Genomic DNA, 20,139 nt, shown 5'->3' with positions numbered 1-20,139 from the left:
ACTTTGTTTACGCATCTACCGATTTGCATCGTTTGACTTATTACAAGTCAAAACGGTCGGCGTTCATGACTTTCGTCCATGCAGCGATGAAGTCGTGGATGAATTTTTCCTGATTATCATCTTGCGCATACACTTCCGCGTACGAACGTAGAATCGAGTTTGAGCCAAAGACAAGATCCACTCGAGTTGCCGTCCATTTCACTTGGTCTGTTTTACGATCACGTATTTCGTACTGATTAGCACTTACCGGTTGCCACGTATATGACATGTCAGTAAGGTTCACGAAGAAATCATTCGACAAAGTGCCTACTCGGTCAGTAAATACGCCCTCTTTTCCACCACCGTAGTTACTGCCTAGAACGCGCATACCACCGATGAGTACCGTCATTTCTGGTGCTGTCAAACCCATAAGCTGCGCTCGGTCGAGCAACAACTCTTCCGGCTTAACCGCGTAGTCTTTCTTCAACCAATTTCGGAAACCGTCAGCAACAGGCTCAAGAACTTCGAACGATTCAACATCCGTCATCTCTTGGGTGGCATCACCTCGGCCTGGCGCGAATGGTACGGAAACATCATGACCTGCGGCACGCGCAGCCAGTTCAATACCTACGTTACCAGCAAGCACGATAGCGTCAGCAACACTACAGCCCTCTTCTGCTGCTATTTTTTCTAGCACAGCAAGAACACGACTTAGACGCTCTGGCTCGTTTCCTTGCCAATCTTTTTGCGGAGCCAAACGAATTCTCGCACCATTTGCGCCACCTCGGCGGTCAGAGCCACGGTAAGTACGCGCACTATCCCACGCCGTACTTACTAGCTCACTAATGGATAGGCCACTTGCTTCGATTTTTGTTTTCACTAAATCGACATCGTAGTCTGTCTTACCTGCAGGCGTTGGATCTTGCCAAATAAGATCTTCGCTTGGCACATCAGGTCCGAAATAACATGATTTTGGTCCTAGATCGCGGTGTGTCAACTTAAACCAGGCACGAGCAAAAACGTCATCAAAGTACGCTGGGTCATTTTGGAACTTTTCTGCAATCTTGCGATATTCAGGGTCCATTTTGAGCGCCATATCGGCGTCAGTCATGATTGGATTGTAGCGCTTAGAACCGTCTTCAACATCGACAGGCTTGTCTTCTTCTTCAATGTCGATTGGCTCCCACTGCCACGCACCTGCTGGGCTCTTCTTCAGTTCCCAATCGTACTTAAATAGTAGGTGGAAGTATCCGTAGTCCCATTGTGTAGGGTGTGTCGTCCAAGCACCTTCAATGCCGCTCGTTACCGTGTCACGGCCAATGCCACGCGTTTTGTGGTTAATCCAGCCAAGACCTTGTTCATGCACGTCTGCGGCTTCGGGCTCTGGACCAAGGTTTGCGGCATCACCATTACCATGACACTTACCGACCGTGTGACCACCAGCTGTGAGCGCGACGGTTTCTTCATCGTTCATTGCCATTCGCGCAAAGGTCACTCGCATGTCATGTGCTGTTTTGAGAGGATCTGGGTTACCGTCTACCCCTTCAGGGTTCACATAGATAAGACCCATCATTACCGCAGCAAGCGGGTTTTCTAAATCTCGCTCACCAGAGTAGCGGCTGTTATCAGCGTCACTTGTGGCTAACCATTCTTGCTCAGAGCCCCAGTAAGTGTCTTTTTCTGGGTGCCAAATGTCCTCTCGTCCAAACGCAAAGCCAAAGGTCTTAAAACCCATGGATTCGTACGCCATGTTACCGGCAAGGACAATCAGGTCTGCCCAACTTAATTTGTTGCCATATTTTTTCTTGATGGGCCATAAAAGGCGGCGAGCCTTATCGAGGTTGGCGTTATCTGGCCAAGAGTTGAGAGGAGCAAAGCGTTGGTTGCCTGTAGCAGCACCGCCACGGCCATCCGCGATACGATAACTACCCGCTGCATGCCATGCCATTCGGATCATTAAACCACCGTAGTGTCCCCAGTCGGCAGGCCACCAGTCTTGGCTATCAGTCATTAAATCTTTTAAATCTTTTTTAAGTGCTTCGACATCTAGCTTTTCCAGTTCTTCTTTGTAATTAAAGTCCTGGCCAAATGGGTTGGTTTTGGAGTCGTGTTGATGCAGGATGTCTAAGTTCAAGGCATTCGGCCACCAATCCATCACCGACTTATCTGTAGATGTTTGCCCACCATGCATAACTGGACATTTACCTACCGAACCGCCGTTTGTGTTGCTCATATAATGCTCCTTCGTATCGTGGTTGTGGCAACCACTCTTTGTTATTCAATAAATCGAATATCCACCTCAAACAGCGTAGTTCATACACTGAATTTTTAGTTAACGCCAAGTCAAAATTTCCATATCTCGGCTAATAAATAATTGTTATCAAACATGTACCTATATGCAGAAAATATGGATAGAGATCAGTTTAACTCCATACCTGAATACTTGATCCCAGACAGCCTCGCCATGTTGTGATCCCAGGTCGCTAAATCATGGCGACTAAATTCATTCAGAGCGTGGTGACCACATGCCCTTGCCATAACTTGCATGAGCTCGACCGAGGATTCGAAGAAATTTTTCAGTTGCTGAGATGATTTTTCGATATCGAGACGCTGCCTCAAATCGGCATTTTGCGTTGCGATCCCCGCAGGGCAATTATTGGTGTTACAAATCCGGGCCGCGACGCAACCGATCGATTGCATCGCACTGTTTGCTATCGCCACTCCGTCTGCCCCAAGTGCCAACGCTTTGACAAAATCCATAGGAACTCGCAACCCACCAGTGATGATTAATGTGACGCGGTCACTTGCGCCTTTTTCATCTAAGTACTTACGCGCACGAGCTAACGCAGGAATGGTTGGCACGCTAATATGATCACGGAACATAGTTGGCGCCGCGCCCGTGCCACCACCGCGACCATCTAAGATTATGTAATCGGCACCCGCATCGAGCGCAAATTGTATGTCTTGCTCAATATGGTTTGCACTGAGTTTAAAGCCAATTGGAATGCCGCCCGTGATGCCACGGACTCTGTCGGCAAACTTTCTGAAATCGTGAGTAGTATGAAGATCTTTAAATGTTGGCGGTGAGATTGCTGGTTGGCCTTCGGGGATACCTCTCACCTGAGAGATCTTACCTACATTTTTATTTGCTGGAAGATGACCACCCGTGCCTGTTTTGGCGCCCTGCCCACCTTTAAAATGAAAAGCCTGAACATTAAGAAGCTTGGATTCATCGTAGCCAAACTGAGCACTGGCAAGCTCATAGAAATACCGCGAATTTGCAGCTTGTTCTTCAGGTAACATCCCCCCTTCACCGGAACAAATACCAGTCCCTGCCAACTCAGCACCTTTTGCTAGCGCAATTTTCGCCTCTTCCGAAAGTGCGCCAAAACTCATGTCCGATACCAATAAAGGGATAGCAAGTTTGAGCGGCTTACGTGCGTTTGGCCCCACAATCAACTCAGTTGATACGGGAACGTCTTCCAACAACGGTTGTGTCGCCATTTGCGCCACCATGATTTGTATAGCGTCCCAATGTGGTAGCAAATGCCTAGGAACCCCCATTGCAGCCATCGGACCATGATGACCGAGTTTAGAGAGCCCTTCTCTCGCTAACTGGTGGATAAACTCTAGGGTTGGTTCTTCTTGAGTAGCGGACGCAGTCGGTTTGTCACTTTTCTCTCGTTTTTTCTCAGGGCCTTCTTTGCCGACTTGCTCAGAAGAAAAACGCTTATGTGTTCCATCACAAAATGGGGCATTAGAGGTATGCTTGCACTGGCAGAGATACGCCTCTTCATCTTTTTCCGCAGTAAAGCTCATTGGCTTTAAGCCTGTTCCCGAATGCGACCCATCGCAATAAGGTTGATTTTTAGAACGTCCACATCGGCAAAAGTAATATTCTTGCCCTTCGGTTAGATTCACTTTAATCGGCTTATTATCGGCGATGATTGGCTTGCTCATGTTGCCCCCTGTTTATTATTGTTAACCACGCTTTCTCGCTGGCTTGCAATAAGCGTAGAACAGGAGCGGAAAGAGCGTCAGCGAAACCAGAGTAAAATACGCGATTGTCGCTTGCCTCACCTATACTCTTTATGGGTCTCATACACGTGGAGGCTATATGACGATTGCAACCCGATTAGATGAATATTTGACTGAGCACAACATTCACTTTCAAACCGTGAATCACAGCCACAGTCATAGCTCGCTACAAAGTGGTGTTGCCGCAGGTGTGCCTTTAATGAATATCGCAAAAGGCGTCATTCTTGAGGATCATGAAGGGCATCATATGATGGCGGTCTTACCTGCCAACAACAAAATCAGTTTGTCGAGATTAAACGATGAATTTAACGCTACTTTCCACTTGGTGAAAGAACGTATGGTTTACCGACTCTTCACTGATTGTGAGCACGGCGCGATTCCACCGATTGGTAGTCCTTACCACATGTCGACCGTTTGTGATGAAAGATTAGCAAACTTGGAACATGTCTATCTTGAAGCCGGCGATCATGAAACTCTGATTAAGCTAGATAGAAAGGCATTTAAAGAGCTAATGAACGACTGCAAATACTTAAGATTCAGCAGTGAAGTTCTGCATTAAACTTCCAAAAACCTGTCGACATTTCGTGAAAAAGGCTCTTTCAAAAAGAGCCTTTCTTTCTCTATTGGCAGCGCATGGTGGAAACTTCTCGGCTTTTGGTAATCCGCAATTTATAGCGCATAGAAACCAAAAAAGCCGCCCGTTTGGGCGGTTTTTATCAATCCAACCACTATCGAACAAATATCTTTTGAATCGCTTTTATCGCCATAGCTCTGCGACGCATTAATGCCCCCGTCCTTGGTAGCCATTTCGGCGTGTGGAGTACGGTTTTCGCGTGGCTAAAGGTTCTGAATCCTTCCACTCCATGATAATGACCAATGCCTGATTCACCAACGCCACCGAAAGGCGCATCTTCAGCGCCAACGTGTAATACCGTGTCGTTAATGCCGACGCCGCCACTGTGTGTGTTGCGTACAATATGTCTGATGGTCGATTTGTTGTCCGACATAACATACAGCGCAAGTGGTCGCTGGTGCTGATTAATGTAGTCAATCGCTTCATCTACCGCTTTGTAAGGCTTGATGGGTAGAAATGGCCCAAATATTTCCTCTTGCATGATGCGCATATCTCTCGACACGTCAGTGATCAAATGAGGATACAAAAGCCTTTCCTGTTGAGGTGACGCTTCAACAGTATGGATGCTTGCGCCCTGAGCTTTGGCATCCTCAAGTAGCGCAGTCAAACGATCATACTGTCGTTGATTGATAATATGGGTCAGCTTTTGATTCTTGTTGGATTTCAAATAGAGTTTTTCAAAACGTTTTAAGAACAGCGTGATGAACTCTTCGACGCGTTCTTGTGGTACAAACGCGTAATCAGGCGCCACACAAATCTGGCCAGCATTGATGCATTTACCAAACAAAATCGCATCAACGGTTTTCTTCATGTCTGCATCTTCTGCAATGATCACCGGAGATTTCCCGCCCAGCTCTAACGTCACTGGAGTCAGGTTATCTGCCGCTGCTTTTGCCACAGCGCGACCAACATTTGTCGAGCCAGTAAACAAAAGATGATCGAATGGCAGTTGACTGAAGGATTGTGCAACGTCCGCTTCTCCTTCAAAGACTTCGACATATTCAGACAACTCGCGACAAATATTGACGATGACTTTATTGGTTTTGGGCGTAAATTCGCTGAGCTTCATCATCACACGGTTACCTGCGGCCAAAGCAGTAACTAAAGGCGCAAGGCTCAAAATGACAGGAAAATTCCACGGCGAAATGATCCCGACCACGCCGAGTGGCTGATACTGAACAGTCACTTTCGACGGAGCAAGCAACAGACCGGATTCACGCTTACTTGGTTTGCACCACTTTTTTAGCTGCTTGATGGTGTAATTGATGTGCGAGACCGTCGGCAAAACGTCGGTCATGGCGGTATCAAATTCGGAACGATAACCAAAATCGTCACTCAGCGCTTCCACCAATGCTTGTTTATTCGCAATCAGAGCTTGTTTTAGCAAGACAAGGCGCTGCTTACGCTCATCCAAACTAGGATAAGGTTCGGCGGCATACGCCGCTTTTAAGCGATCAAGGCTTTGTTGTAACAGGTTGTCCACTTCAACCTCTGCGATTGCGTTCATGATGCTTCTCCTAACCTAGTTTCAACCAATGACGCTCCAAATTAACACGAGCGCAACAATGTTACTATTGTAGCGCTCGCGAAATTAGAGTTCGAACTCTGATTAAAATATCAGTGGGTTTGGAGCTAAGTCAGACGCAACTCATAAATGCCGAGCCGTTGAGAGCGGTCAAGCGTCTCGAACTCGTGATCAACGTATTCTTTTAATGTAGCACCAGCACGCTCAGCAATATTGATGCTGGCAATGTTGTCTTCCATACAGTGGAATTGGATGAATTGCGCGTGCCCTTTCTGCTTCAAAAAAGGAATCAACACCGCGAGTACTTGGTCGATCACTCGGTGTCCTCGCCCATTGTTGGCAAGCCAATAGCCAATCTCAGTGACGCGTGTGTGCGAATCCACACCTTTAATGCCAATAACACCCGTAAACTGCCCATCAAAATAAATAGCGCACCAGTGGGCATCTAACGCTTTGCTGTTCACGCGCTGAGAGATGTAGTTCACCGCTTCTCTGCGGTTGGTCACAAAGTCCGTCCAAGGCAAATAGCCAGAGAGGCTGTTTCGATACGTGTTCACCACTTCCAGTAAAACGGTCGCGTGTTTGGTGGTAAGAGGCTCAATTGAGACCCTGTCTGAAACAGAAAAACTGGCCTGCATGCTATTTCCTTGATACGCCTTTTGGCACATGACCTCATCCATCCACATTATCCCTTTTTCAGTAAACACTACTCACAAATCCTACCGCCTCATTGCGTTGAGAACAAACTTCCATATTCGTTATTTCAAACGTGCTTAAAAGGATGGTTATCTCGTCTAGTCTGTTTGTTCAATCAACGTAAATGGCGTCAACGACTCCACATCCACGTAATGCCTCCACACATGTTCGTAAAGGTGGTGTTGATTTGCAAACGGCGCTAGTCGTTTTGCTTCTTCAAGCGTACACCAACAATACTCTGTGTGTTCTTCGTTAAGTACAACCGATTGGTTAGGTGGACAAAACATTACGAAGCATGGAATAACCATGATGCGGTTATTTTTTGCTTCGTAGAACTGTTCTAGAAAGTCTGCAGTATGTAACTCAACATCGTCAATTTGCGTCTCCTCTTTCAGTTCTCTGAGAATAGTTTGCCATCCGGTTTCACCGGCCTCTACACCACCAGCAACATGGCACCAATAACCACCTCTAACACGTTTGAGCAACAGCATTTTATCGACGCCATCAATTTTAGAAATGACAACGCCAGAAGTATGCGTCGCTTGTACTGGGATCATGTATGCTCCTTAAATATCTAGATATTTCCTAGATGCGCTCCATGCGCGAATCAAAGATAGGGTTGCTTGAGACTCCATAGTCTACTGCTTATTCTCACTCTCGGCAGATGTGTTTGAATATCACGGATCATTTTGTGAGCTGAGTATGCTAAAGTGCGATCTGTCGCAACAAATGAGCAGTAAAATGTCTAATTCATTCAACACTCTGGTTCCCATTGGTGTGCGCTTTATGGTGCTCTCCGCATTCGGTTTCGCGCTAATGTCTGCCACAGTAAAGCATGTCAGTCTTCATGGTATTCCTGTATTTGAGATTGTTGCAGCGAGGGCACTCGTCTCACTTGTTATTAGCTATTTAGATGTTAAGCGAAAACGAATTTCTGTATGGGGCAATAATAAGCCATTACTGTTTGCGCGTGGCGCAGTGGGCACCATGGCATTGATGTGCGTATATTATTCGGTGACTACCTTACCTTTGGCAGAAGCGACCATCTTCCAATACATTCACCCAGTATTTACTGCGCTCCTAGCCGTCTTTTTCTTGAAGGAACGCATTCAACCATCGACGTTCCTTTGCATTGCCTTGTGCTTACTCGGCATCTATATAATGGTAAGTCCAGAAACAGGACAAGAAGCAGAGCGCACTTTACCTATGTTTAGCGTAATGATTGCAATCTTGGGCGCATTTGGTAGCTCAATTGCTTATGTCATTGTTAGAAAACTTAGCCAAACTGAAGATAGTTCAGTGATCATTTTCTATTTCCCTCTGGTTGCTCTGCCCGCTTCACTCTTACTGATTGGCGATGATTTTGTTATGCCCGACCTGTATCTGACTTTCATGTTGGTTTTGATTGGTGTATTCACCCAAGTTGGGCAATTGGGATTAACCAAAGCAATGCAAACTCAGCAAGCGGGCAAAGCGTCTGCTTACTCGTATATTCAGATCGTATTTTCTGTGTTGTTAGGCATCATTTTCTTCGGCGAAATCCCGCTCATCTGGACGTACATCGGTGGTGCACTAATTGTAGCGGGCGCACTCATTAACGTATTTGGCCACCATTTGCGATTGCCATTCGTTAAGCGCAGCGCTTAACCCTTCAGCCCCAAAGCGAGATAACACTAAAACGTAAAAAGCCAGAGTCGACTCTGGCTTTCTTTTTTATGTTTAACCTGACGTTAAGCGGATAATTTTAATCCAGCGATACCAGCTACAATAAGCAATAAACTCAGCAATTTTATTAGCGTCGCGGGCTCGTTAAATATGTAGATACTGACGATTGCCGTTCCAATCGCTCCTATACCTACCCAAACGCCGTAAGCGATACCGAGTGGTAGCGTCCTTAATGCAATTCCAAGTAACCAAAAGCTCAACACCATAAACGTAACGGTAAAGCCAGATGCCGCCAATTTGGTAAAACCTTGTGAGTATTTTAGTCCGACAGCCCATGCCACTTCGCATAAGCCAGCAATGAAGAGAATTCCCCAAGCCATGTCATATTTCCCAACGAGATGGGGTCGTCCCCGAGAAAAGATAGAGCGGTGAGGTCGTCCTCACTTCTTTGCAACTCGCTATTATATACAGAAAATTGAACGTAAAAAAATAAGGCCCTGATATTTCAGGGCCTCTTTACATAAAAATCGCTAGGGCTTAGCGATGATGAATACGGTACCATCCGTCAACGTAAAGCTAACCTCACTGGTTTTCTTTCCGATACCGGATAAACTGCACTCGTTATCGTTATCACACGGCGTATTTGAAATAACATTCCACACGCCATTCATCAAGCCAGAACCAGTAATAATCGCCGTCCATGTTTTACCATTGTTGATTGATTGTGTAGTAACTTCATCAGATGGTGGTGGCGCTTCTTGTCCTACATAACTTGCTTCCACATTCAAATTACTGTAACTGCTGTAAGCGTACACGCCAATGTGCCACGTTCCTTCATTCGGAGAAGTAATACTACATGCTTCATTACTGTTGCTACTGTATGAGCGACAATCGTAGCTGGTTAAACTTGGTTCACTTCCCAGCTTAACGTAAAGATCCGCATCGCCGTTTGCTCCCGATGTGGTAACAATAAAGTCTGAACTGTTGGTAGGCACATCAATCGTAAAACAATGCCACTCACCAGTAGATGAAGAGTCTATGTTGCTGGAAACACCATTGTTTAGGGCGATAGCCTCACACGTGCTAGATGGTGGCTCGACGACTCCGCCATCAACTGAAACACCGACCTGAGCAAAAGCGTCGGCTACATCATTCGCCGCCACGTTTAAGCTTTGGGCGGCCGCCAATACACCCGCAGCTGCAGAGTCAAACGTTTCGCTTGGCGTCCAGTAGTTCTGGTTAGCGTACGCAAAAACCTCGAACGCCTGTCGCGTTCCCCAATTGTACTCAACCGCCAATAGATAAAACGCTTTGTTAAACACACCACTTGAATAATGCACATCCATGCCACTCACATACTGAGACGCGTGATCAATTGAACGACCATCAAGGGGCGGATTATCCATGTAACGCAACGCCGCATTGGCAGCCTTTCTAATATCGTACCCAACTTTCCAGTCGTTAGAACCACGTGAATAGAATTCAGCCGCCTCACCTGCCATATCTGAGAAAGCCTCATTGATTCCGCCAGATTGCTCTGAATAAATCAGATCAGAGTTTTGTTCTGTAAATCCATGGCTAACCTCGTGCGCTGAGACATCTAAACTCACTAAAGGATAGAAATAACTCGCACCGTCGCCAAAAGTCATGCTTGAGCCATTCCAAAAGGCGTTTTCATAGCGTTTGCGGTAATGCACTCGCATTTGAAGCTGAAACGTTAAGGGAGCAGTATTCAGCCAATCTTTGTACATGTCGTATACCACTTTGCCAAAGTAATGCGCATCATTTAACGGGCTGTACGCTCCATTAATTTCTTTAACACTATTGGTTGGACAAACGAACGTATGTGTATTGCCAGACGTCCTACCATTCAAGTTAATGGTTTTGACCACGCCTGGAATATCCATCAAACACGTATCACCAGATTGCTGGACTAATAGAGACTCAAAATCCACACCATAGTGATAACGACCAATTTTTTGGTTTCCTCCCGGACCATTCGCTTCTACGTGCGCTAACCCCTCATATTGCAGCAAAATGTTTCCTGTTTTAGCATCAACAAGAAAGGTGGGACGCGTAGGCTTACCACCATGCTCATTATCAGCAAAAAACTGGACAATATAAGCTAAGTGCGCCACGTCACTTTTATCGACATAAATACGTAAACCTTGGCGCTGATTCTCTATTTGGTATCCGTTTTCTCGGTACGGCTTTTGCGTTGAAGACATTGCTTGAGAAAGCGACAATTTAGGCACCATATCATTGATGTCTCGGGCAATATCCTTTACGAGAGTGCCGTTGATATGCTTGATTTTGCCCTGTTTATCACGATGTACGACAATTTGCTTGCCCCAAATCGGGACGCCTTTAAACATCTGCTGATAACGACTATGCGTACCGCCGTTTTTACCTTGGTTGGTTTTCAGCTCTTGTAAACGATTTCCATTTTGTAAACCTAACACACGATCTATATTTTGTGTGGCTGCAAGGTTGCGTTTTTCTAAAGCAACAACAAGACCATGGTTTTGCTCTAGCCGTTCGGACTGAGCGGCGGATAAAGATGTTGAAAAAAGAAGTGGTGAAGCAAGCATTGCCGTGACAAATAGCCTGCTCTGATAGTTTGATACTGAACCCATCGGTTAGCCCCCTATTTTGCATCAATAGCAAAGCCAAACTGACCAGTTCTTATTTGTTTGTTTCTCACCCAAAAGTGAAGTCAAACTTATCGTAATCATCCCGCTCATTGATTTTAGCACACACAATCATACAGCTTATGTTTTAGTGCCATTTCATCTATTAAAAACGACACCGTTTTTTAACAATTTGCATATAACCTTTTGGTGTTGAAAGTGTTGCGTTTATTGCACAAATCACACAAAAACTAATTGAACATGTAAATATGAAAACGTTTGTGTGATTGATATCGCTTAAAACAATTACTGATGACTTTAATATTCAGCCGAATCAATTATAAGGTATGACGTACCCATGAAAACAATCAAAACCTCTATCGCTCTCCTTGTTGGCGCCGCTCTATTATCTGGATGTAATGACGACACTGAATACGTCAATGTTCAGCCTAAAGAAGTAAAAATAGCGACTTACAACCTCTCTTTTGACCGTGCAACTTTTGAAGCTTTAGTGAGTGAAATGCAAATTGAACCAGCGCAGCAAACTGTATTGGTTACTGCCTATTTAGACGGTTCTATCGCCGCTGAAGACAAAACCACTGCGGAAAAAGTCATTCAAATTCGGAACGTTGCTGCGATTATTCAGAAGAATCGCCCTGACGTTCTTATGATGGCGGAATACAACAACGACGGAACAGGCGAAAATAAAGCTGCCCTTGAAGGCTTCCAGAAGAACTACCTGTCTGTCGCGCAAAGCATCAATGGTGCAGGCGGTGAAGCGAACCTTGAACCTATCGAATATCCTTACGCGGAGTCTTACTCTACCAACACAGGTTTGCTAAGCGAGTTTGACCTCGACAACAATGGAACAGCAGGTCAAATGCCGGGCGATGCATGGGGCTTTGGCATGTACCACGGTCAATACGCCTTTGCCCTAATGTCTAAATACAAGATTGATACGGCAAATACGCGCACGTTCCAAGCGTTTAAATGGAAAGATATGGAAGGTGCGAAGATTCCAACCATTACTATCTGTGACGGCTCACAAAAAATTCCAGATGGCATGAAGTGTGGTGATGAGTGGTACTCTGCAGAAGAATGGGATCAAGTACGCCTATCTTCTAAAAACCACGTAGATGCACCAATTATCATTCCGACTCGCAATGGCGAGGAAGTTGTGCATCTACTGATGTCGCACCCTACTCCACCAGTATTCGACCCAGGTAAAAACAAAGCGCAAAACGCAGCCGAAGTAGAGTTCTGGCATCACTATATTCAAGGTAAAGACTATTTCTACGACGATGCTGGTAAGAAAGGCGGCTTAGCGAGCGGGGCTAAATTCGTAATGATGGGCGATCAAAACCTTGATCCAGTAGCCGGTGACGGTATTAGCTCTGTAATGCAAGAACTGCATAATGATCCATTGGTTAACCAAACCGTGATGAATGGCGAGCTTTATCCGACAAGCTTTGGGGCAGCCGAACACGCTGTTGACCGCAGCTCCACTCACCCATATCCGAATCGCATCACTTCGACGTTTGGCTTAGGTGTAGATTATGCCTTGCCTTCTGCAAACCTAAATGTGGTGGACTCTGGTGTATACTGGTCAGCTTCTTATGAAGAAGGTCGTAAGCTATTTAACGATGCGCGTATTGGTAAGTATGGTGATGGCAAAGATGTGTCTTCCGACCATCGCATGATCTGGATTAAAGCACAGTTCTAAACTGTGCCATTTAAATAAAAAAAAGCCAACCACAAGGATTCGTGATTGGCTGTATATATTTGTGAACAAAGTAGTTCACTAACAACGTCAGTTGGCTAGGTGACCCTCGGCTTAGAAAGGGTCACTCATACTAAAGCATGAGACGTGCCAACTTTGCAGCGCACAAAACAGGTTGTTATTTAACCACTTTCATTAAAACTTCACCAATAGCCACTGTTTGCTCGCGCAATGAATTGCAATTTGCAAATTATAATTGGCATTTCGCAATAGACTCTACCATTAACTTTTGTTCTATGGCTTCCTAGCCAAATCACGTGCGAGGATTAATGCGAGTCCGAATACTTGCAAGAAGAGCCCAATATTCTTGTACCAAGCGATCTTTTCATCTTGCTTTGCCATTACCTCATTGAGCTCTACATTCTCAATGTAATAGTCATCAATGCGATCTCTATACGAAGCTTGTGCTTGGTTTATCTTTGACATTAGCTGAGGGAGTTTATCTATTTGTATTTCATCCGATTCGTGATGAGTCCAAGAGGATAAGTGCCCTTCCAATATCTGTTCTATCTCCGAAGGTATCGCTGCGCTCTGACCTATGTGCAAGTGAAGCAGCAACGCCTCTCTTTTTCTTTCTAGAGTTTCAACGCTATTCCACGCGAGTTGGATGGAATACAAGTTTTCCGCCTTTTGCTCTGCGAGTTGCGAATACTGTTTGCCAAGCCTATCAAGGACCAAGCTAGTAAGAACGATAGCGCCAATATTCAGTACTAACCCAATCAGAACGAGTACCCATGACGGCGGGATATAGCTACGAAGACTTACCATAACTTATCGTACGGAAGATAAATCATATTCAGCACAACCAGAGAAAGTATCACTAGGAATGTCACCTGCATGCCCCTAACACGCCTTTTTAAGTCCTCTTTCAATATACCTCGAGCATGGATAATCCGACCGATCACGAAAATAATGCCTGTGAGATGTATCCAGGTTGGGTAAGTGCTATTGAATTCTAATAGTGCCATTAGAATCAGAGTAATGGGGATATATTCTGTCGCGTTACTCTGTGCACTACGAGCGATTTGGAGAGCCTCTACTCCTCCGTCAGCATAAGCAACCTGATTTAAGCGACGCTGCTTAATCACTTGAACGGCCAACCAAATAATCAGTATTGCAAGAATGCTAGCGTATAGAGCTGTGATCATATGTCGTCCTTTTTGATCCGGTTTTCATTATATAGCGTGTTACTTGGCTATAAATATAGCGGTATCCTAATGATAATGCGTCAGTTAACCTCAAATTATGCTTTGACTCGAATATAGAAAACGAGTAAGAGAATACTTTATGGAACTAAAAACGCCCTCGAATAGAGGGCGTCAGAGTGAAATCGTGAATATTCAAGAATGGTGCACTATAAAGGATGATTGGCCAGCTTTTTACGCTTATGCCCTTTGACAATACTTTCAAAGATTGTAAATAACAGCCCCACCCAAATAAAGGCAAAGGTCACTGCTTTAACTTCATCAAACAGTTCACCGAAAAACATCACAGCCAAAACAAATTGCAAGCTTGGTTCAATGTATTGCATTAAACCAACTGTCGATAAGTTTGTTATACGTATCGCGATAGAATAAAAAATCAGTGGTAAAAGCGTGATCGGTGCGCTGCCAAAGTACAAAAGCAATGTTGTGATATCTACGCCTGAAGCCAGCTCACCCACTGTCCATTGTTTGTAAAACAAATACGCTACGGCAACTGGAGTCAATAGTAGAGCTTCAACAAATAAGGTGGTGCTCCAGTCATATTTTATCTTCTTTTTGTACAACCCATACAAAGCAAAGAACAACCCCATCGTTAGTGCGATAACAGGCAACTGGCCATAATGAATCACTTGATACATCACACCAATTGTTGCTAGCACAATTGCGATGAGTTTGCCTTTTGATAGCTTATCTCCAAGAATAAACACGCCTAGTGCCACAGACACTAACGGTCCAATAAAAAAGCCTAAGCTTGCATCGATGACTCGATGGTGAGTCAAAGCCCAAGTGAACGCACTCCATGAAATACACATCAAGCTGCTCGCGACAAACGTGTACCACAAAGATTTTTTGTCACACCAGATTTCTTTCCAACTCGGTCCTCGACGGGTTATACCAAGCACAATTAAGAAACCGACAGGAACTGAGCCGATGATTCGCCATGCCAGCAACTCATCCATTGAAGCATTCGGTAAATAACGATAATAAATGGGTAGCAGCCCCCAAATTACAAAGGAGAATGCTGCCATAAAAGTGCCATAACGAGTGTTATTCATAAAACTATCGCTCATCTAAACGAATAAGTCAGCGCAAACAAATCGCGCTATGCATGATAAAAGGAACGCGATATCCCTGTGAATTTAAGATGCTGAGGGCATTATTGGTTCAACGCTTGTACTACTGCTGTAAACCCACTCACAAAACACAACATAAGTGCTCCAAATCGAATTTTTTCTTTTGGTAACGATTGGGTGGTTTTCATCGCGAGCCAATACCCAAGTGCTGCCGCAGGTAATAGCGGAATAGTAATCACCAAATGGTGTAATGTGAAGAAACCAGCGGGAATTTGAACAACGAGCGAAATGATGGAACTGAAAACAAAAAATGCCGATAGGTTACCACGTAACTGATTCGCTTCTTGATGTTGCAACAACAACGCCATCGGTGGGCCTCCAATCGCCGAACTGGTACCAAACAATCCAGAAAAGAATCCTGCTAATGTCATACGCGCAGGTGTGGGTTCAACCCGAAACGGTAAAACACTCACCACAACCGCGAATAACACCAAAAAACCAATCCAAAGTGTAAGGGCTTGAGTCGAGACAAAAAACAGTAGCAAGCCGCCAGCGACCGATCCGGGCACACGCCCAATCAATGCCATTTTTAAACCGCCGATTTCAACACTACTGCGGTGCTTCATCGCATTCATCAACGAAATAAATAACGCGACTAAACAGATTGGTGCAGGCACATACTCCGGCGCCCAAAGAATCAGTAAAGGTGCGGCAACAATTGCCAAGCCAAAGCCTATTGCGGTTTGTACATAAGAGCCAAGAAATATTAGCCCTATCGCAAGCAAGTTTATCGAATCGAATTCCATCTAGATTATTCTTATATTTGAAAGCCAAACACGAAAGCAAAGCACATTCGCACGATGAATGCGTCGAGTGTGTTGTGATATGAATCTCGCGTAGCATTCATCAAAGTGAACAAAAAGACAATCCATTTGTGCGGTTTGCCGTCACTTCTTTTCGTCTTTCATTCAGCCGATGTACGCGTATGCTTATATCTAGGCGAATTCATGCTCGACTGTTCATGCAGCATTTCTTCCACGGAATTAATGACTGCTCAAAAACGGCCGCATTAGATCTTTGAATCCTCCTCCCGCTCTATATAGGCGTAACCGATTCTCACTACGTCGGTATAGCACTTTATGACTCATCGCTTTATACTATTGATCATTTTGTCATTACCGTACTTATTTACACAACAACAAGTGTACGGTCAGTGTTACTTTTTCTACCTTTAACTTGCTGTGAAAATAATATGAGAAAACAAACTGGATTTACTCTAATAGAGTTAGTCGTAGTTATTGTCGTGCTTGGCATTCTTGCTGTCACTGCCGCACCACGCTTTTTAAACCTTCAAAGTGATGCGCGTGAAGCGCGTTTAGAAGGCATGAAGGGCGCGATTGCATCAGCGCTCGGTGTCGGTTATGGGAAAATGGCGATTGCAGGGTTGGAGAGCAAAGCATATGTTGCAAATTTTGATAATAAATTCACCAAAGTAGAGCTGCCTTTCGAAGGCTGTACTATTGGCGCCAACAAGCGATGCGTCTTCTTATACGGATACCCTGATGCAGATGAGACTGCTTTGGGGTTGCTTGTTCATGAACTTGAACATCAGTACGGTACAACAGATTGGAAAATTGAGGCTTTTGAAGATAAAAGGCTCGTAGCGATAATGGCAAGAGATGACAAGAGTGCGTCAAAAGAGAAGTGCAGTATCATTTATGGTCCACCACTTAGAGAAAACCAAGACTATACTCTAGTAATTAATCATTGTTCTTAAAACAACAGGGCTGCCCATCGGCAGCCTTATTTTTAATCTTATCGGGTTTGTTTACGCAAAGTTAAACACGTATTTATCCATCATATTCACCATACGGCCAATCTCTGGCTTGGTAATCGTATCATTTGCGCCAAGAGACAGTGCTTTGGCCCGGTTATCCTCACTCATCAATGATGAGAACATAATGATCGGCATTTCATGAAACGCTTCAGTATCGCGTAGTCTCTTCACTAAGTGCATACCATCCATTCGAGGCATTTCTACGTCTGTAACCACCGCATCTAACAGCTCTTTAACTGGCAAGTTTTCTTCTTTCGCGACCTCGATTAAGCTCATTAATTTCTCATGAGCCTCACCACCGTCTTTACAAGTGATCACATTGTAACCTGAAGAAGCTAATGTATCTTGAATCAAAGAGCGAATAAATGCTGAGTCATCCACCACCATGATCGTTTTAGCATTACGCTTACCCACCATTCTCTGGTTTAGATCTACCGACTTATCCCCTTTCACATCGTATTTTTCCATACTCAGCTCTGGGTTAATATCCGCGATGATTTTTTCAAAGTCGAGAATCATGATCAGGTTGCCTTCTTTGCGAACAACTGCCACTACACAATCTTGTTCGCCCGCTTCCAAAAACTGACTTGGTGATTCCACATCATTCCAAGAAATACGATGAATACGTGAAATACTATCAATCAGAAAGCCATTGGTCATTTTGTTGAAATCAGTAACGATAACAAACTTACGCTCTAGGTCCTGACGTGTTGGTACACCTAACCAACCAGCTAAATCAACTAAAGGCGTCAATACATCTCTGGACGAAAACACCCCGATCATGTGAGGTTGTGCGTTTGGATAATCGGTTGTCTCTGGTACGCGAATCACTTCTCGTACTTTCGCAACGTTGATGCCGTAATAACAAGTTTTTGTGCTGCCATCCGGCAATGTTTTTTCTAAATGAAACTCGATGATTTCAAGCTCATTGGTACCACTTTCTGTCAAAATGGTGCTGGTTACGTTACTCATAAAGCCAATTATCCAACCAAAATACGCATCAGAAAAAGTTTGATGCAAACGCCATGAGAAGCCATTCTCAGGCTAAAAATCCAAGAATCCTTTTTAGTCGTTACAACAAAGTTTGTAAACCACCAAAAGGACGGCCAACGCACATTTCCATATCAAACTGTGAAAAAATGTCTCATTTTTGAACAGGATAACATGAGTTAACTTAGTGCGAACTTACCTTCCCACTTTTAGCGGCCATTTCGATGAAAAGTTTAGGGTTAATATTGATGTTTTTCGTTGGCCTATCACTATACCCACACATATGAAATCCCTCGTGTATTGGCGTATTCGACAGTATCTTATTCAATTGTGCTCAGTGAATTTCAATTATAGAAAATGTCATTTTCCTTTCCATCAGAAAGGTTTTTCCTACAATCCCTCTTAATACAATCATATTGCGTTGGGCGGTATGACAGTTCGGATAGTAGTGAGGCTCCATTTGAATAGTGTTCTTATCATTGATGACCAACCACTTTACAGCGAAGCACTGACTTCTCTTGTTGAGAGCGTAATCAACACAGCCGAAGTCATTCAGTCGAAAGACAGCGCAGAAGTAATGGACTTAGTTCGAAATACAAAAATTGATTTTATTATTCTAGACGTTGTCCTTGGTGATCGAGATGGTATGCGTTTGGCGAAGAATATTTTAGCAACGGGCTATCAAGGTAAATTACTTTTCATTTCTTCACGCGACTATTCCAGCCTTTCTAAAGCGGCTTACGAGATGGGAGCTCATGGTTTCTTGAATAAAAACGAGACAAAAGAAGCGATTGCTGACGCGATTGTGAGTGTCTCACGTGGGTACTCTATGTTTAAGTCTACTCACGCTCCTTCTACTGGTGATGTCACGCTATCCAATCGCGAAGCCATGGTGTTCCACTACTTAGCTCAGGGCTATTCAAATAAACGTATTTCAGAACAACTATCGCTCAGCGCTAAAACCATCAGCACTTACAAAACTCGTATTTTGAAAAAATACCATGCAGATTCATTGATTGAATTACTGCATACGATCCCAAGCGCTGAAAACATTCAATGCGATCGTTAGTTCTTCATATATTTTGCAATGGCATCGGTTAATATCTGATGCATTGCGTCGTGACGATGGCTTTGCTTCATCTGAAGTACAACCTTTGGCCAGCCGTTGGGGTAATAAGATTCAGGAATACGAATAAAACGGTATCCTTCGATTGGCGCCTGATACTCCAGAAAAACCGTCGCCGCCTTTTTTTGTTTGAGCAGCTTTAGCACACTGCTCACGTTATCTAGCGCTGCAATTCGATTGATCACCATACCGTGATTCTCCATTGCTCGTTTTGCAAGCTGCTCTTTCTCTTTCCAACCGATAATTTCAAGCATAATAAATGGCAGTTTGGCAGCCTCTTCAAGAGTGGTGATCCCAAGCTCTTCCGGAACAACAACCACAGCTGGCGCGTAGCCAATAAATTTCTGATGGATAGATTTTGGCAATTCATCATTGAAGTAATGAAGCTGGGCATCCACTTTGCCTAAAAGGATTTCGTCCACCGTATATTCCGTGATGGTTGCGACAGTAATATGAGCTTTAGGAAACAGCGTCATTAAATCCATCGCCAACAAGTGTCCAAATGAGTACTGAGCCGTTTGGGGTAAACAGACCGTTATATCCTTACTGTATTTTTCTGGTTTGAATTCTGATCGAACTAAGCATGTTTCTAAGTTATCTAATGCATCTGCAATTTTGGGTAACTGACGCATCAGAAAGTTGGTGGGTTCTAAATGATGTGGGTGACGAATGAATAGTTCATCACCAAGTTGGATGCGTAAGCGAGCAAGATATTTACTGATCGACGCCTCACTCTTGCCCAAGGCTTTCGCTACGGGTTTAAGCTGACGATGCTTTTCTAACAGAACCAGTATTTTTAATAGGTTTAGATCAAGGTCTTTGTTCACGATACAGTACCAGTTGGGTCTTATGATAATCAGCAATCAAAGGAGCATTATGCATTGCTCGACTAATATAAAAGACCAAGGGTACTGCTTGGTCAAATTTATCAAACAGTTATGTCATGGTTATGTATTGTTGT

The 20,139-nt window shown here is 44.3% G+C and carries 18 protein-coding genes; 5 read left to right on the top strand and 13 right to left on the bottom strand.

Annotated features, from left to right (window positions below):
- Nucleotides 1-40: 40 nt before the first annotated feature.
- Entirely contained in the window at nucleotides 41-2,212 is a 2,172-nt protein-coding gene (gene katG, locus FR741_RS18970) for a catalase/peroxidase HPI (RefSeq protein ID WP_167427446.1), read from the bottom strand.
- A 185-nt stretch (nucleotides 2,213-2,397) separates the two neighbouring features.
- A complete protein-coding gene (locus FR741_RS18965) occupies nucleotides 2,398-3,939 on the bottom strand; it encodes a glutamate synthase-related protein (RefSeq protein WP_167427445.1) in 1,542 nt (513 codons plus the stop codon).
- 157 nt (nucleotides 3,940-4,096) lie between these two features.
- Here FR741_RS18965 and FR741_RS18960 point away from each other — a divergent pair, with 157 nt between their 5' ends.
- Nucleotides 4,097-4,576, top strand: coding sequence for an aminoacyl-tRNA deacylase (locus FR741_RS18960; RefSeq protein WP_006742302.1), 480 nt, complete (start codon nucleotides 4,097-4,099; stop codon nucleotides 4,574-4,576).
- 169 nt (nucleotides 4,577-4,745) lie between these two features.
- Here the strand turns inward: FR741_RS18960 and FR741_RS18955 are convergent, their stop codons facing one another.
- The 3 genes from FR741_RS18955 to FR741_RS18945 form a co-directional block, all read right to left on the bottom strand.
- Nucleotides 4,746-6,158, bottom strand: coding sequence for a coniferyl aldehyde dehydrogenase (locus FR741_RS18955; protein ID WP_124007837.1), 1,413 nt, complete (start codon nucleotides 6,156-6,158; stop codon nucleotides 4,746-4,748).
- 125 nt (nucleotides 6,159-6,283) lie between these two features.
- Nucleotides 6,284-6,856 carry a GNAT family N-acetyltransferase gene (locus FR741_RS18950; protein ID WP_167427444.1) on the bottom strand — a complete coding sequence of 191 codons (573 nt, stop codon included), beginning with the start codon at nucleotides 6,854-6,856 and terminating at the stop codon, nucleotides 6,284-6,286.
- 114 nt (nucleotides 6,857-6,970) lie between these two features.
- Nucleotides 6,971-7,429 (bottom strand): NUDIX hydrolase, encoded by a 459-nt coding sequence (locus FR741_RS18945; protein WP_167427443.1) that lies wholly within the window; start codon nucleotides 7,427-7,429, stop codon nucleotides 6,971-6,973.
- A gap of 184 nt (nucleotides 7,430-7,613) precedes the next feature.
- On the opposite strand from FR741_RS18945, the gene FR741_RS18940 reads away from it, so the two are divergent.
- A complete protein-coding gene (locus FR741_RS18940) occupies nucleotides 7,614-8,519 on the top strand; it encodes a DMT family transporter (RefSeq protein ID WP_167427442.1) in 906 nt (301 codons plus the stop codon).
- An 83-nt stretch (nucleotides 8,520-8,602) separates the two neighbouring features.
- Here FR741_RS18940 and FR741_RS18935 read toward each other — a convergent pair whose 3' ends face one another.
- Nucleotides 8,603-8,917 carry a DMT family transporter gene (locus FR741_RS18935; RefSeq protein ID WP_005395239.1) on the bottom strand — a complete coding sequence of 105 codons (315 nt, stop codon included), beginning with the start codon at nucleotides 8,915-8,917 and terminating at the stop codon, nucleotides 8,603-8,605.
- 150 nt (nucleotides 8,918-9,067) lie between these two features.
- Nucleotides 9,068-11,173: a M4 family metallopeptidase gene (locus tag FR741_RS18930; RefSeq protein WP_167427441.1), complete on the bottom strand. Its 2,106-nt coding sequence runs from the start codon at nucleotides 11,171-11,173 to the stop codon at nucleotides 9,068-9,070.
- 352 nt (nucleotides 11,174-11,525) lie between these two features.
- On the opposite strand from FR741_RS18930, the gene FR741_RS18925 reads away from it, so the two are divergent.
- The gene (locus FR741_RS18925; RefSeq protein ID WP_167427440.1) at nucleotides 11,526-12,890 is read left to right on the top strand and encodes an endonuclease/exonuclease/phosphatase family protein; all 1,365 of its coding nucleotides are present in this window, start codon (nucleotides 11,526-11,528) and stop codon (nucleotides 12,888-12,890) included.
- 291 nt (nucleotides 12,891-13,181) lie between these two features.
- On the opposite strand, the gene FR741_RS18920 is transcribed toward FR741_RS18925, so the two are convergent.
- The 4 genes from FR741_RS18920 to FR741_RS18905 form a co-directional block, all read right to left on the bottom strand.
- Complete coding sequence (locus FR741_RS18920; protein WP_167427439.1) at nucleotides 13,182-13,715, bottom strand: DNA mismatch repair protein; 534 nt, start codon at nucleotides 13,713-13,715, stop codon at nucleotides 13,182-13,184.
- Nucleotides 13,709-14,095 carry an MAPEG family protein gene (locus FR741_RS18915; RefSeq protein ID WP_167427438.1) on the bottom strand — a complete coding sequence of 129 codons (387 nt, stop codon included), beginning with the start codon at nucleotides 14,093-14,095 and terminating at the stop codon, nucleotides 13,709-13,711. Before FR741_RS18915 ends, FR741_RS18920 begins: the two co-directional genes overlap by 7 nt.
- A 206-nt stretch (nucleotides 14,096-14,301) precedes the next feature.
- Nucleotides 14,302-15,207, bottom strand: a complete 906-nt coding sequence (gene rarD / locus FR741_RS18910; protein ID WP_167427437.1) for an EamA family transporter RarD — start codon at nucleotides 15,205-15,207, stop codon at nucleotides 14,302-14,304.
- A 101-nt stretch (nucleotides 15,208-15,308) separates the two neighbouring features.
- Nucleotides 15,309-16,031, bottom strand: coding sequence for a sulfite exporter TauE/SafE family protein (locus tag FR741_RS18905; RefSeq protein WP_005395248.1), 723 nt, complete (start codon nucleotides 16,029-16,031; stop codon nucleotides 15,309-15,311).
- A 446-nt stretch (nucleotides 16,032-16,477) separates the two neighbouring features.
- Here FR741_RS18905 and FR741_RS18900 point away from each other — a divergent pair, with 446 nt between their 5' ends.
- Nucleotides 16,478-17,002 carry a prepilin-type N-terminal cleavage/methylation domain-containing protein gene (locus tag FR741_RS18900; RefSeq protein WP_167427436.1) on the top strand — a complete coding sequence of 175 codons (525 nt, stop codon included), beginning with the start codon at nucleotides 16,478-16,480 and terminating at the stop codon, nucleotides 17,000-17,002.
- A gap of 51 nt (nucleotides 17,003-17,053) precedes the next feature.
- Here FR741_RS18900 and FR741_RS18895 read toward each other — a convergent pair whose 3' ends face one another.
- Nucleotides 17,054-18,034: a chemotaxis protein gene (locus tag FR741_RS18895; RefSeq protein WP_025998672.1), complete on the bottom strand. Its 981-nt coding sequence runs from the start codon at nucleotides 18,032-18,034 to the stop codon at nucleotides 17,054-17,056.
- Nucleotides 18,035-18,512: 478 nt separating this feature from the next.
- Between FR741_RS18895 and FR741_RS18890 the strand changes: the two genes are divergently transcribed.
- Nucleotides 18,513-19,121, top strand: coding sequence for a response regulator transcription factor (locus tag FR741_RS18890; RefSeq protein ID WP_167427435.1), 609 nt, complete (start codon nucleotides 18,513-18,515; stop codon nucleotides 19,119-19,121).
- Here the strand turns inward: FR741_RS18890 and FR741_RS18885 are convergent.
- Nucleotides 19,118-20,005: a LysR family transcriptional regulator gene (locus FR741_RS18885; protein WP_046876026.1), complete on the bottom strand. Its 888-nt coding sequence runs from the start codon at nucleotides 20,003-20,005 to the stop codon at nucleotides 19,118-19,120. The two genes, FR741_RS18890 and FR741_RS18885, sit on opposite strands and share 4 nt — an antisense overlap.
- Between the last annotated feature and the right edge of the window lie 134 nt (nucleotides 20,006-20,139).

Source organism: Vibrio diabolicus (assembly GCF_011801455.1).
GTDB classification, from domain to species: domain Bacteria; phylum Pseudomonadota; class Gammaproteobacteria; order Enterobacterales; family Vibrionaceae; genus Vibrio; species Vibrio diabolicus.
This window is presented reverse-complemented; position numbering and strand designations above follow the sequence as displayed.